Origin of the sequence: Jatrophihabitans sp. GAS493 (assembly GCF_900230215.1) — a bacterium.
In the GTDB taxonomy this organism is placed as follows: Bacteria; Actinomycetota; Actinomycetes; order Mycobacteriales; family Jatrophihabitantaceae; genus MT45.
Genome location: NZ_LT907982.1, coordinates 245,129 through 258,531, shown reverse-complemented (window position 1 = coordinate 258,531; position 13,403 = coordinate 245,129). Strand labels below are relative to the sequence as shown.

At 67.8% G+C, this 13,403-nt stretch carries 12 protein-coding genes; 5 read left to right on the top strand and 7 right to left on the bottom strand.

The window, feature by feature from the left end; all coding sequences use genetic code 11:
* Window positions 1-9: 9 nt before the first annotated feature.
* Both CPH63_RS01155 and CPH63_RS01150 read right to left on the bottom strand, forming a co-directional pair.
* Window positions 10-750: an ABC transporter permease gene (locus CPH63_RS01155; protein WP_096301201.1), complete on the bottom strand. Its 741-nt coding sequence runs from the start codon at window positions 748-750 to the stop codon at window positions 10-12.
* Entirely contained in the window at window positions 747-1,712 is a 966-nt protein-coding gene (locus tag CPH63_RS01150) for an ABC transporter ATP-binding protein (RefSeq protein ID WP_096301200.1), read from the bottom strand. The genes CPH63_RS01155 and CPH63_RS01150 overlap by 4 nt, the downstream gene beginning before the upstream one ends.
* A 229-nt stretch (window positions 1,713-1,941) precedes the next feature.
* Between CPH63_RS01150 and lysS the strand changes: the two genes are divergently transcribed.
* Both lysS and CPH63_RS01140 read left to right on the top strand, forming a co-directional pair.
* The gene (gene lysS / locus CPH63_RS01145) at window positions 1,942-3,435 is read left to right on the top strand and encodes a lysine--tRNA ligase (RefSeq protein ID WP_371364816.1); all 1,494 of its coding nucleotides are present in this window, start codon (window positions 1,942-1,944) and stop codon (window positions 3,433-3,435) included.
* A 63-nt stretch (window positions 3,436-3,498) separates the two neighbouring features.
* Window positions 3,499-3,843 (top strand): Lsr2 family protein, encoded by a 345-nt coding sequence (locus tag CPH63_RS01140; protein WP_096301199.1) that lies wholly within the window; start codon window positions 3,499-3,501, stop codon window positions 3,841-3,843.
* Window positions 3,844-3,846: 3 nt separating this feature from the next.
* On the opposite strand, the gene CPH63_RS01135 is transcribed toward CPH63_RS01140, so the two are convergent.
* Window positions 3,847-4,599, bottom strand: coding sequence for a dienelactone hydrolase family protein (locus CPH63_RS01135; RefSeq protein ID WP_096301198.1), 753 nt, complete (start codon window positions 4,597-4,599; stop codon window positions 3,847-3,849).
* A gap of 148 nt (window positions 4,600-4,747) precedes the next feature.
* On the opposite strand from CPH63_RS01135, the gene panD reads away from it, so the two are divergent.
* Both panD and CPH63_RS01125 read left to right on the top strand, forming a co-directional pair.
* Window positions 4,748-5,137 (top strand): aspartate 1-decarboxylase, encoded by a 390-nt coding sequence (gene panD, locus CPH63_RS01130; protein WP_096301197.1) that lies wholly within the window; start codon window positions 4,748-4,750, stop codon window positions 5,135-5,137.
* 296 nt (window positions 5,138-5,433) lie between these two features.
* Window positions 5,434-7,932 carry an ATP-dependent Clp protease ATP-binding subunit gene (locus tag CPH63_RS01125; protein WP_091361340.1) on the top strand — a complete coding sequence of 833 codons (2,499 nt, stop codon included), beginning with the start codon at window positions 5,434-5,436 and terminating at the stop codon, window positions 7,930-7,932.
* Window positions 7,933-8,111: 179 nt separating this feature from the next.
* On the opposite strand, the gene CPH63_RS01120 is transcribed toward CPH63_RS01125, so the two are convergent.
* Window positions 8,112-8,984: an A/G-specific adenine glycosylase gene (locus tag CPH63_RS01120; RefSeq protein ID WP_096301196.1), complete on the bottom strand. Its 873-nt coding sequence runs from the start codon at window positions 8,982-8,984 to the stop codon at window positions 8,112-8,114.
* A 50-nt stretch (window positions 8,985-9,034) separates the two neighbouring features.
* Between CPH63_RS01120 and CPH63_RS21995 the strand changes: the two genes are divergently transcribed.
* Window positions 9,035-9,694: a hypothetical protein gene (locus CPH63_RS21995; protein ID WP_157749191.1), complete on the top strand. Its 660-nt coding sequence runs from the start codon at window positions 9,035-9,037 to the stop codon at window positions 9,692-9,694.
* A gap of 56 nt (window positions 9,695-9,750) precedes the next feature.
* Here CPH63_RS21995 and disA read toward each other — a convergent pair whose 3' ends face one another.
* From disA to CPH63_RS01095, 3 genes are all read right to left on the bottom strand, one after another.
* Window positions 9,751-10,863 (bottom strand): DNA integrity scanning diadenylate cyclase DisA, encoded by a 1,113-nt coding sequence (disA, locus tag CPH63_RS01105; RefSeq protein WP_096301194.1) that lies wholly within the window; start codon window positions 10,861-10,863, stop codon window positions 9,751-9,753.
* A gap of 102 nt (window positions 10,864-10,965) precedes the next feature.
* Window positions 10,966-12,414, bottom strand: coding sequence for a DNA repair protein RadA (gene radA, locus CPH63_RS01100; RefSeq protein ID WP_096301193.1), 1,449 nt, complete (start codon window positions 12,412-12,414; stop codon window positions 10,966-10,968).
* A 118-nt stretch (window positions 12,415-12,532) separates the two neighbouring features.
* Complete coding sequence (locus CPH63_RS01095; protein ID WP_096301192.1) at window positions 12,533-13,348, bottom strand: hypothetical protein; 816 nt, start codon at window positions 13,346-13,348, stop codon at window positions 12,533-12,535.
* Window positions 13,349-13,403 lie beyond the last annotated feature (55 nt).

Here is a 13,403-nt window from a genome sequence, read left to right as displayed (position 1 = left end):
CAATCCGCCTCAGACGCGCTGCGTGTCGCGTCGGTAGACCTGCACGGCGACCGCGGTCATCGCCACGGCCCAGATGGCGACCACCAACCAGCCCTTGGCCGGCCAGCCGGCACCGCCGATGCCGACGTGGCTGGCCTGGGTCATCCAGTACGAGGGGATGCATTCGGCGATCACGTGCAGCGGACCGCTGGTCGGCAACGGGGTCCACTGCCCGCCCAGGAAGCCGAAGAGCGCGGAGCTACCCCCCAGGGCCGGCCCGATCGAGTCGACGGTGAGCAGATGTCCGAAGACGATCCCCATAGCCAGAAAGGGAATCAGCGCGACCAGCATCAGCCCGGTCATCTGAAACCAATCCCCGACCGGGGTGATCCGCACGCCGAGGGCGATGCCGGCGATGTAGACCAGCAGGATGCTCAGCAGGGCCATGAAGTAGCCGGTGAGCACCTTGACCTGGAAGTAGTTGCGCGGTGTCAAGGGAGTTAGCCGCAGCTGCCGGTTCCAGCCGACGCTGCGTTCAGCCGCAATTCGGGCGCCCCCGGCGAGCGCGGCGATGGTGGCGCCGTAGCCGGCCATTCCGACCATGTAATAAAGGAGAAAGCTGATGCTGAACGCCCCCTGATCCAGCGACTGGTCCTTGTTGGAGCCGCCGATGGTGAGGAAGAGCGCGAGCGGGATCCCGATGGAGAAGATGAAGAACCGCTTGTTGCGGAAGAGGCGGAGGAACTCGTACTTCGCGTAGGTCGTGTTCATCGGGCTGCTCCACTCGATTCGATGCCGGGCTGGACGTCGGTTTCCTCGTCGCCGGTGAGCTGCAGGAAGGCCTGCTCCAGGCCGGCGCCGGTCACCTCGATGTCTCGGGCGGCCGGGTAGCCGCTGAGGAGTGCCCGCAGTGCGCTGTCGGAGTCGGCGCAGCTGAGCAGCACCGCGTCACCATGCTGTTCGGCGCTGCTCACACCGGGGAGTGTGCGGAGCGCGGTCAGATCGGCGTCCGGGAGGGTGACCCGGATGGTGCGGGATCCGACCTTGGCCTTGAGTTCGGTGGCTGCGCCGTCGGCGACGATCTGACCGCGGGCCATCAGCACGATCCGGTCGGCGTAGGCGTCGGCCTCCTCCAGGTAGTGAGTGGCGAAGACGACGGTCTTGCCGCGTTCGGTGAAGCCACGCATCGTCGCCCAGAAGTCACGTCGGGCCTCGACGTCCAGGGCGACCGTCGGCTCGTCGAGGACGAGGAGGTCCGGGTTGCTGACCAGGGCGACGGCGAAGCGGACGCGCTGGGTCTGCCCGCCCGAGAGCTTGTTCGTCTTGCGGTCGGCGATGTCGGTGATGTTGGCCAGTTCCAGGGTCTCCTTCAGCGGGAGCGGATTCGGGTAGAGCGAGGCCATCATGTCGATGAGTTCCCGTACCGAGAGGTCGTTCAGCACGGCGCCGCTCTGCAGCATCGCCCCGATCGCTCCGGCCTTGATCGCAGCGGCCGGCGTCATCCCGAAGAGGGTCACCGTTCCCGAATCCGGGGGGAGCAGTCCGAGCAGCATGTCGATGGTGGTCGACTTGCCGGCCCCGTTCGGGCCGAGCAGCGCCACCGTCTCGCCGGGCGCGATCTGCAGATCCACCCCCCGAACCGCGTGGACCGGTCCCTGCGGGGACTTGAAGGACTTCACCAATCCGGTGAGTTCGATGCCAGAGGACAGCCGATCGGCCGTTGGGGTCGTCATAGCTCAAGATTGTCGGCTCCGCCGCTACGGGGCCAGTGTCGGGGCCGCAGTATCGGACGTGACATTCGTCAGCCTCCGCTCGGCCGGTACCCGGCCCACGCTCGTCTGGCATATCGGCTTCCGACCGCTCGATAGGCTTAGGCCCGTGACCGCCGCGACGCCGCCAGCCGACAGTTCCCGCTCCTCTGATGCCCGCTTCTCCGATTCGCCCTCCTCTGATTCGCCCGCCATCGACGACGTGCTGGACGACGCGCCGGAGCAGGTGCGGGTCCGACGGGAGAAGTACGACCGGCTGATCGCCGATCCGCAGCACGCCCCCTACCCGGTGAACGTCGCCCGGACGACATCGCTGGCCGCGGTACGGGCCGCGCATCCGGAGCTGCCGCCGGACACGGCCACCGGCGAGCAGGTCGGGGTCACCGGCCGGGTCATCTTCGTACGCACCGGGGGGAAGCTCTGCTTCGCGACGCTGCGCGAGGGTGGGGTCGAACTGCAGGTGATGTTCTCGCTGGCCAACGTCGGCGAGCAGCGACTGGCCGACTTCAAGGCCGACGTCGACCTCGGTGACCTGCTCTTCGTCCACGGCGAGGTGATCACCTCCCGTAGCGGCGAGCTTTCGGTACTGGCCGACGAGTGGCGGATCACCGCCAAGGCATTGCGTCCGCTGCCCGTCGCCCACAAGCCGCTGTCGGAGGAGACCCGGGTTCGGCAGCGCTACGTGGATCTCATCGTGCGCCCGGAGGCCCGCCAGATCGTCTCGACCCGGGCCGCGGTCATCCGTTCCATCCGCGAGACGCTGCACGAGCGGCAGTACCTCGAGGTCGAGACGCCGATCCTGCAGAGCGTGCACGGGGGAGCGGCGGCTCGTCCGTTCCACACCCACCTCAACGCGTTCGATCTTGATATGTCACTGCGAATCGCGACCGAGCTATTCTTGAAGCGTTGCGTGGTCGGCGGGATCGACCGCGTCTATGAGATTGGCCGGACTTTCCGAAATGAGGGAGTCGACTCCACCCATTCTCCTGAGTTCACAATGTTAGAAGCGTATGAGGCGTACGGCGACTACGACACGATGGCCGAGTTGACCCGCACGCTCATTCAAAATGCCGCGGCGGCGGCGGACGTGGCGGTTCCGGTGACCGCCGACGGCGTCGAGATCGATCTCGCCGGTGCATGGCGCACCGTCACGATTCACGAATTGGTGTCAGATGCGGTCCAAGACTCCGTAGACGTTGACACCGAAGCGGCTGTACTGCGTTCTCACGCCGAGCGGTTGTCCGTTGCATTGAAGCCGGAGTGGGACGCCGGGGAAATAGTTTTGGAACTGTACGAGAAATTAGTTGAACACACACTCATCCAGCCGACGTTTGTGCGTGACTATCCCGCCTCGGTGCGCCCACTGGCTCGGCCGCACCGCAGCGACCCGCGCCTGGCTGAGGCCTGGGACCTGATTATCGGCGGCATGGAGGTGGCCCCGGCCTACTCGGAGCTCGCCGACCCGGTGGAGCAGCGCCGCCGTCTCGTCGAACAGTCGCTTGCGGCGGCCAATGGCGATCCCGAGGCGATGGAGCTGGACGAGGATTTCCTGCGGGCCTTGGAATACGGCATGCCGCCGACCGGGGGAATGGGAATGGGCGTAGATAGGCTGGTAATGCTGCTCACCGGGCGCGGCATCCGGGAGACGATTCTCTTTCCATTGCTCAAACCGTTAGCCAATTTGTAGCGTTTGCTCATTTCCGGAATGCTCGGCTAAGGTGAATTTCAGGCATCAAGGAGAGGACCGGAAATGGCGCGAAGAGTGAACGTCACCCTCGTCGATGACATCGACGGAAGTGATGCGGTCGAGACGGTATCTTTCGGTCTCGACGGTTCGGCCTACGAGATTGATTTATCGGCGGAGAATTCCGCGCTGCTGCGCGACGCGCTCGCTAACTTTGTCGGGCACGCGCGGCGCGCCGGGCGCAGCGCCCGTCCCGCCGTCGCGCCGAGTCGCAATGGCCGCGGACCGGCTCAGGTCGACCGGGAGCAGACGCAGGCGGTTCGGGTCTGGGCCCGGGCCAACGGGCACACGGTGAGTGACCGCGGACGGATCCCGGCTAGTGTCTTCGAGGCCTACAACGCCGCTCACTGAGCACTAGCCGCCGAGCGGGTCATCCTCGGGTGCCTGAACCTTGAGATGCCGGGCGAAGAACTCGTCGATTCGGCTCCAGGCCAGCGTCGACGATTCCGGGTGCGGGCCGATGTTCAGCACCTTGAGCATCGGACGCAGCAGCTGGGGGCCGTTCGGTGCGTCGTTGAGGAATGAGTGCCCGGCGCCTGGGTAGAGGTCCACCCGATGCTCGACCCCGGCTTCGGTCAGCGCCGACTCCAGCTTCTTGGCCTGCCCGGCCAGCGCGTCCCGGCTCCCATAGCTGCCGATGATCGGGCAGGCACCGGTCAGGGCCCGGGCTGGATTCTTGGGCAGGGCACCGTAGTTGTCACTGGCCACGTCGAAACCGCGGGTCGCCACGACCAGAGCGAAGGCGCCGCCCATGCAGAACCCGATGACGCCGATCTTCCCGGTGCAGTCACGCTGGCCGGCTAGCCACGCCCGGGCCGCCTCGATGTCAGCCAGGGCGGGGCTCTCGTGCTTGCGGATCGCGGCCATCGTGCGGGCCACGCAGAGGGCTCTGTTGCCTGCGGTGAAGAGGTCCGGAGCGACGGTGAGGTAGCCGGCGGCGGCCATCCGATCGGCCTGTCGCCGCATCACGTCGTCCAGCCCGAACGCCTCGTGGATCGCCACCACCCCGGGCCACGGTCCGGCGCCCGGTGGCGTGGCCAGGTAGGCCGGCAGGCTGGGGGAGCCGCTGGGAGCGCCGGGGACATCGGCGAGCGAGATGGTGGTCATGGCTTTCCTCTTCACTTGCTGGCCGGGTCGCCGGTCAGTCGATCGCGGGGGCTGTCGGGTGAGTTTGGCGTTGCCGATGCACGTCCGTGATCAATCTCCCATAGGCCTTCGCCGCTATGCCGCCTAGCGTGTTCGGCGGAGGTTGACGATGTTTCGAACAATGTTGAAGAGCAAGATCCACCGCGCGACGGTGACCCAGGCCGACCTGCATTACGTGGGCTCGGTGACGGTCGACGCCGATCTGCTGGATGCCGCCGACCTGCTGCCGGGCGAGCAGGTCACGATCGTCGACATCACCAACGGCGCCCGGCTGGAGACGTACACGATCGAGGGTGAGCGCGGTTCGGGTGTCATCGGCATCAACGGCGCCGCGGCCCACCTGGTACATCCCGGTGACCTGGTGATCCTGATCAGCTACGCGGTGCTCGAGGATGTCGAGGCGAAGGCCTACGTGCCCAAGGTCGTGCACGTCGACGAGCAGAACCGGATCAAGCACCTCGGTGACGATCTGTCCTATCCGGGCACCCTCCCGGCCTGAGCTGCGGGCTAAGTTTGCCGGCCGTCCTGCCGATACGTTCGCTGGCAGCGGACTGAGCTTCGGAAACAATCCGAGCGTGGGATCGTTGTCCACTACGAAGCCGACCTTTCGTGCGGTCGGCTTCACGGATACGACAACCGCACCAGCGTGTACAGCCCACCGGCATTAGGTAACGACTTGCCGCCTGGACGCCAAAGCGTCCGACGACGGCGCTAGAGTCAAGGTAAGTGGTTCTCCACTGCCGGGCTGCCGGGGTGTTTGGCGGTCCGTACCTCACAGCGCGGAAGGAGCTGTACATGTTCGAGAGGTTCACTGACCGCGCGCGGCGGGTTGTCGTCCTGGCTCAAGAAGAAGCCCGGATGCTCAATCACAACTACATCGGCACCGAGCACATCCTGCTCGGCCTGATTCACGAGGGCGAGGGCGTAGCCGCCAAGGCTCTCGAGTCACTCGGCATCTCGCTTGAGGCCGTCCGCCAGCAGGTTGAAGAGATCATTGGCCAGGGCCAGCAGGCGCCCAGCGGGCACATCCCGTTCACGCCGCGCGCCAAGAAGGTTCTTGAACTTTCCCTGCGCGAGGCGCTGCAGCTGGGCCACAACTACATCGGCACCGAGCACATCCTGCTCGGCCTCATCCGCGAGGGCGAGGGCGTCGCCGCTCAGGTCCTGGTGAAGCTGGGGGCTGACCTCAACCGGGTCCGCCAGCAGGTCATCCAGCTCCTCAACGGCTACCAGAGCAAGGAGCCAGCCGGCACCGCCGCCGAGGCCACCCCGTCAACGTCACTGGTGCTCGACCAGTTCGGCCGCAACCTCACCCAGGCTGCCCGCGAGGGGAAGCTCGACCCGGTGATCGGTCGCGGCAAGGAGATCGAGCGCGTCATGCAGGTGCTCAGCCGCCGCACCAAGAACAACCCGGTGCTCATCGGCGAGCCCGGCGTCGGCAAGACCGCGGTCGTCGAGGGCCTGGCCCAGGCGATCGTCAAGGGCGAGGTTCCGGAGACGCTGAAGGACAAGCAGCTCTACACCCTCGACCTCGGTTCGCTGGTCGCCGGTTCCCGCTACCGCGGTGACTTCGAAGAGCGCCTGAAGAAGGTCCTCAAGGAGATCCGCACCCGCGGTGACATCGTCATGTTCATCGACGAGATCCACACGCTGGTCGGGGCCGGTGCGGCCGAAGGCGCCATCGACGCCGCCTCCATCCTCAAGCCGATGCTGGCTCGGGGCGAGCTGCAGACCATCGGTGCGACCACGCTGGATGAGTACCGCAAGCACTTCGAGAAGGATGCCGCGCTGGAGCGCCGCTTCCAGCCGGTGCAGGTCGGTGAGCCGACGGTGGCCCACACCATCGAGATCCTCAAGGGCCTGCGGGACCGCTACGAGGCCCACCACCGGGTCTCCATCACCGACGCCGCTCTGGTCGCCGCCGCCGGTCTGGCCGATCGCTACATCAGCGACCGGTTCCTGCCCGACAAGGCGATCGACCTGATCGACGAGGCCGGCTCCCGGATGCGAATCCGCCGGATGACCGCGCCGCCGGACCTGCGCGAGTTCGACGAGCGGATCGCCGACGTGCGCCGCGAGAAGGAGTCCGCGATCGATTCGCAGGACTTCGAGAAGGCGGCCTCACTGCGGGACAACGAGAAGACGCTCATCGGCGAGAAGGCTCAGCGCGAAGCTGAGTGGAAGGCCGGTGACCTCGACGTCGTCTCCGAGGTCGATGACGAGCAGATCGCCGAAGTGCTGGCGCTCTGGACCGGCATCCCGGTCTTCAAGCTCACCGAGGAGGAGACCGCCCGGCTGCTGCGCATGGAGGATGAGCTGCACAAGCGGGTCATCGGCCAGGAGCAGGCCATCAAGGCCGTCTCGCAGGCCATCCGGCGTACCCGGGCCGGCCTGAAGGACCCGAAGCGTCCCGGTGGCTCGTTCATCTTCGCCGGCCCGTCGGGTGTCGGTAAGACCGAGCTCTCCAAGACGCTGGCCGAGTTCCTCTTCGGCGACGCCGACGCCCTCATCCAGCTCGACATGTCCGAGTTCCACGACCGGTACACGGTGTCCCGCCTGGTCGGTGCGCCTCCCGGCTACGTCGGCTACGACGAGGGTGGCCAGCTGACGGAGAAGGTGCGCCGCAAGCCGTTCTCGGTGGTTCTCTTCGACGAGGTCGAGAAGGCTCACCCGGACGTCTTCAACACGCTGCTGCAGGTGCTCGAGGACGGCCGCCTGACCGATGGCCAGGGACGGATCGTGGACTTCAAGAACACGGTGCTGATCCTGACCACCAACCTCGGGACGCGCGACGTCTCGAAGGCGGTCTCGCTCGGCTTCGCCGGTGACCACGGTGACGCCTCCAGCTACGAGCGGATGAAGTTGAAGGTGAACGACGAGCTCAAGCAGCACTTCCGTCCTGAGTTCCTCAACCGCATCGACGACATCATCGTCTTCCACCAGCTCAGCAAGGACGAGATCATCAAGATCGTCGACCTGATGCTGAACCGTCTGGACGCGCAGCTGAAGAACAAGGACATGGGCCTGGAGCTCACGCCGGCGGCGAAGGAACTGCTGGCTGAGAAGGGCTACGACCCGGTGTTGGGTGCGCGGCCGCTGCGTCGCACCATCCAGCGCGAGATCGAGGACGCGCTCAGCGAGCGGATCCTCTTCGGCGAGCTGACCGCGGGACAGATCGTGGTCGTCGACGCCGAGGGCGAGGGCAAGGAGGCCAAGTTCACCTTCCGGGGCGAGCTGAAGCCGTCGATCCTGCCCGACATCCCGCCCATGGGCGAGGTCATCGCGGAGCCGTAGCGCGATAGACCAGACTACGACGGCGCAATGCCGCAAGAACGGTCCTGCCAGTCGGGCGCTCAGGCGCCTGAAGGGCAGGACCGTTCTGCATTTCGGGGTGGCGGGTGAAGGTCCTGCAGTTTGGGGGCCTGGGTACGCAATGTGCAGGAGCTTCGCGGGTAGCGGCGGCGCGGCTGGCGTCAGCGGTGGCCGGGGAGGCCGAAGCGCCCGTCCGGAAGCGGATCCACCAGGCCGTCGACGATCAGCGTGTCCAGAGCGCGGGCCCGCTGGGCTGAGTCGGGCCAGCTGATGTCCAGCGCGCTCGCCGGCACCGGCCCGTCGGCGCCACGGAGCACGTCGAGGAGCAGCCCGCGCACCTGCCGGTCGGTGCCGGCGAAGCGCTGAGCCCGCCGCTGCGGCCCCGTGTAGCTCGGATACCCGGCCAGCCGCCACCGGCACTGGGTGGCGACCGGACACTCGCTGCAGCGCGGCGTGCGGGCCGTGCAGACCAGCGCCCCGAGCTCCATGGCCCCGGCGCTGAACTGGGCCGCGGCGGGCAGCGTCGCCGGCAGCAACGCCTCGACCGCGGCCAGGTCGCGCCGGGTCGAGGGCGAACCCGCCTCACCCTGCCCGCTCACCGCACGGGCCACCACCCGCCGCACGTTCGTGTCCACCACGGGGTGGCGCTGGCCGAAGGCGAAGGTAGCGACTGCCCGTGCCGTGTACTCCCCGACCCCGGGCAGGCTCAGCAGCGCGTCGACGTCGTCGGGGACCTGCCCGCCGAAGCGCTCCACCAGCTCGACGGCACACGCATGCAGCCGCAGGGCGCGTCGCGGGTAGCCGAGCTTGGCCCACATACGCACCGCCTCACCCGGTGAGTCGGCGGCCAGCGCGGCCGGTTCCGGCCAGCGGGTCAACCACGCCTGATAGGCGGGAAGGACCCGATTCACCGGCGTCTGCTGCAGCATGACCTCACTCACCAGCACGCCCCACGCCGAGGCGTCCGGCGAGCGCCACGGCAGGTCCCGGGCCGCTTGTTTGAACCATGCGGTGACGGCGGTGGCGAAGTCCATGACATGTCGATGCTCGCATGCCCATAAAGGTGCGATAGCGTGACCGGCAAATGTTTCATCCCGTCGGCTCGCGCCCATCAGCCATCTACTGGCGGCGTCGTCTGATCCTGCTGTCGATCGTCGTCCTCGCCCTCGTGACGGTGTTTCTGGTCCTCTCCCTCCGCGGCTCCGACTCCTCCTCGACGGCGTCCAAGACGTCGACGCCGGCGGCCTCCACGGGGGCGGCGGTCGCCCCGTCCTCAACCGAGCCGTCCTCAAGCGGGCCGTCCTCAAGCGCGCCGAACGCCTCACCGTCGCCGAAGGCGTCCACGGTGGCGGTGGTGGCTCCGTGCCCGCAGAGCTCGCTCACGATCCGGGCCGGCACCGGCGCGCCCTCCTACCCGGTCTCGGCCCAGCCGGTGCTCTACATGCAGGTGACCAACATCGGACCGGTGCCCTGCAGCAAGGATCTCTCCGACACCCAGATCGAGCTGGTCGTCTACAACGGGGCGTCGCGGGTCTGGGGCAGCCACGACTGCCAGATCATCCCGGGGAGCAGCGTGCAGACGCTGGCCGTGAACATGCCGATTGCCCGGTCGATCACCTGGACCGGCCTGTCATCGCAGCCGGGGTGTGTCGGGGTCCGGCAGCATGTCGCGGCCGGCACGTACACGCTGCGGGCCTCGCTGGGCGGCGTTCAGGGCACCCCAGCGACGTTCAAGCTCGTCTGAGGCAGGCGTCAGCGGGCTTCGTGGCGTCTGTTGCTGGTGGGGCCGGGAGTATGTCGCTACTGGTAGCGGTCGATGATCGACGCATCGGCCAGCCGTGAAATTGCTTCGCGGACGCTGCGGGCCCGTGCCTCGCCAACGCCGTCGACGGTCTGCAGATCTTCGACGGTGGCCGCGAGCAGCTTCTGCAGGTCCCCGAACTTCTCGACCACCCGGTCGACGACGGCCGAGGGGAGCCGGGGCACGCGGGCCAGTAGTCGGTAACCCCGCGGGGTGGCGGGAGAGTCCAGCATCTCGGAGCTCGATCCGAAGCCGAGGGCGCGGGCGACCAGCCCGAGGTCGAGCAGGTCAATGCTGGAGAGGCTGTCGAGCTCGCTGGTGACCGCCTCGCCGACCCGGCTCAGGCGGACCGCCGGGACGTAGTCGCGGGCGATGAGCTCGCGGTCGGACTCGACTCCGGCCATCAGCTCCTCCAGCTGGAGGGTGAGCAGGCGCCCGTCGGTGCCCAGCTCGACGGCGTAGCCGGTGATTTCGTCGGCGATTCGGCGCACCATCTCGATGCGCTGCGAGACGACGGTCGCGTCGCGGACGGTGACCAAGTCCTCGATCTCCAGGGCCGAGAGCGTGTTGGAGACCTCGTCCAGCCTTGATTTGTACCGCTCGAGCGTCGCGATCGCCTGGTTGGCCCGCGTGAGGAGTTCGCCGGAGCTCTCCAGCACGTACCGCCGGTAGCCGAGGTAGAGGCTGATGATCCGCATCGACTGGGAGACCGAGATGACCGGGTACCCAGTCTGGACGGCCACTCGCTGCGCGGTGCGGTGCCGGGTGCCGGACTCTTCGGTGTGCACCGCCGGGTCGGGCATCAGGTGCGTGGCGGCCTGGGTGATTCGCTGCCCATCGCCGGTGAGAACCACCGCGCCGTCCATCTTGCAGAGTTCACGCAGGCGGGTGGCGGAGAAGTCGACGTCGAGCGGGAACCCGCCGGTGCAGAGCGACTCGACGGTGCGGTCCCAACCCAGCACGATGAGCGCGCCGGTATTGCCGCGCAGGATGCGTTCCAGCCCGTCGCGCAGCGAGGTGCCCGGGGCCACGGTGGAGAGGACAGCGCGCAGCGCAACGTCCTGCTCAGTTGTTGTCAACGACTCCCCGTTCGATTCCTGCCCCGAGTGCATCGCTTCCGTCGGTGCGAGCAGGTTCGGGGGTTAGTACAGAGTGTAGCTAGGCGCGCACCTGAAAATCGGCCCGGGCACACCGGTTGCGCGCTGATTCGTCGCCTAGGCGCCCCCACGTATCGGACGCAGCACCGGGGTTCGGGCGGTGTGCTGACGGCCGCCATGCCGCTCCAGCGCGCGCAACGCGTCGGCGATGGTGGCGACGGCCAGCGTGCGGATGCCCTTGACCGAGGACGGCGCGACGACGTCCGAATTGTGCCCGAGCGGCACCAGCGCCGTGGTGAAGCCGAGCCGGGACGCCTCGCTCAACCGCTGTTCGATGCCGGCCACGCGTCGCACATCGCCGGAGAGGGAGACCTCACCCATCGCGCAGAAGGTGGCCGGCAGCGGCAGCATCCGGGAGGCCGAGGCGATCGCCATGGCAATCGCGAGGTCGGCGGCGGGCTCGGTGGCGCTGATACCGCCGACGGTGGAGGCGTAGACGTCGTGGTCGTGGATGGGCACGTTTCCGTGTTTGCCGAGCACGGCGACCAGCATGCCGACCCGGCTGGAATCCAGATTCGTCACGGCTCGCTTCGGGTTCTGAAGGGCCCGCGTAACCAGGGCCTGGACCTCGGTGACCATTGGTCGTCGACCCTCGATGCTGACGGTGACACAGGTTCCGGCGACCGAGTGGGAGCGGTCGGAGAGGAAGAGGCCGGATGGGTCGGCCAGCCCCACTACGCCGCTCTCCTGCATCTCGAAGCAGCCGACCTCATCGGCCGCGCCGAAGCGATTCTTGGTGGCGCGGATCAACCGAAGGGCCGAGTGCCGGTCACCTTCGAAGTGCAGTACGACGTCGACCAGGTGCTCGAGGACCCGGGGCCCGGCAATCGATCCGTCCTTGGTCACGTGGCCGACGATGATGGTGGCGATCCCGCGAGACTTGGCTACGGCGATGAGCCCGGCCGTGACGGCGCGGATCTGCGGCACGCCGCCGGCCGCACTGTCGACGGTGTCGGTGGAGATCGTCTGCACCGAGTCGACCACGAGCAAGCCCGGATCGACCTGGTCTACGTGGGTGAGCAGAGCGCCGAGGTCGTTCTCAGCGGCCAGGAAGAGCGCTGGGTGGACGGCGCCGGTGCGCTCGGCCCGCAGTCGCACCTGAGCCGGTGACTCCTCCCCGGTGACGATCAGCGCGGGCTTGCCACCCGCAGCCGCGTACTGGTGGGCCACTTCGAGCAGCAGGGTGGACTTCCCGACTCCGGGCTCACCGGCCAAGAGCACGACCGAGCCCGGAACGAGCCCGCCGCCGAGCACCCGATCGAGCTCGTCGACGCCGGTCGGGCGGGCCCGAGCCTGCTCGGGATCGAGGTCGCCGATCGGTTGGGCCGGACGCTGCACGGCGCTGCGCTGGGTGGCTGGAGCTTTGCTGGAGGCGCCAACCTCGATGACGGTGCCCCAGGCCTGGCATTCACCACAGCGGCCGAGCCAGCGTAGCGAGGTCGCGCCGCACTCGGTGCAGTGGAAACCCGGGGCAGTGGGGCGGCGCTGGCTGGCTGGCTTGGTCACGCGCTCAACCTACGGCGAGGGTCTGACAATTCGCTTCAGTGCCGGTCTGGCCGGTGGGTGTGTCGAGATCGGCGGGATCGCTGTCCACCGACCGGACTGCGGGTGGTCGACCGGACGGCTACTCGCCGCTCGGGGCGACGTTCACCGTCGGCGGCGTCGCCGGGACCTCAATGAGGTGAACTGGGACCGACAGGGTCAACGTCCCCGCGCTGGCGAACGTGAAGGTGACCTTGATCGCCTGAGCCGGGAAGAGCTCTTCCTTGAGCCCGCCGGCGATCAGGACGTTGGAGGCGTCCCCGCCATAGCCGATGCTGACTCGACTTCCGGCCGCGATGTCCAGCGAGCTCAGCGGTGCGGCCGCCGCAACTGCCTCGGAGAGCTTGGCCGCGGCGGCGGACTGGGCGGCGGCCGAGTCAACACTGGGCGAACCGGTGGCCGACCCCGACGCTGAACCGGAGGCCGCGGAGGAGCCTGCCGAGTCGCTGGCCGAGCTCTCGGCTGGTGCTGAGCTGGTTGGTGCCGAGCTGGTCGGGGTGGCCGAGTCGGTCGCGCCGGACTGCAGCGCGGCCAGGCCGGCCGCGGCGCTCGCCGTGGCCGCGTTCTTGTACAGGTAAACGGTGGCGGCGGAGTCAGAGGTGACGCTGGTTAGCGTGTCATCCTGGTGGCCGGAGTTGGCGATGATGAGCTGGATCTCGGCGGATGAACCCTTGGCGTAGCTCTTGCTCTCAGGAGCCACGATGGAGACCGCGCTGAGCGTGATGCAACTCTTGGTGAGGTTGGTGCAGTCACCGATGCTTGAGCCCGTTCCGTCGACTACCGGGACCTCCTGCGCGGTGCCGCTGCGCTGTCCGGCGGCACATCCGCTCAACAGCACGACCGCGCTGAGTGCGGCCGCGAAGCCTAGTCGGCGCGGACCACTCGGCAGAGCACTCATCTTGCGGCCTCCTGAAACGTGCGAACTGGTGAACCCAGGATCCGACTTGGGACCT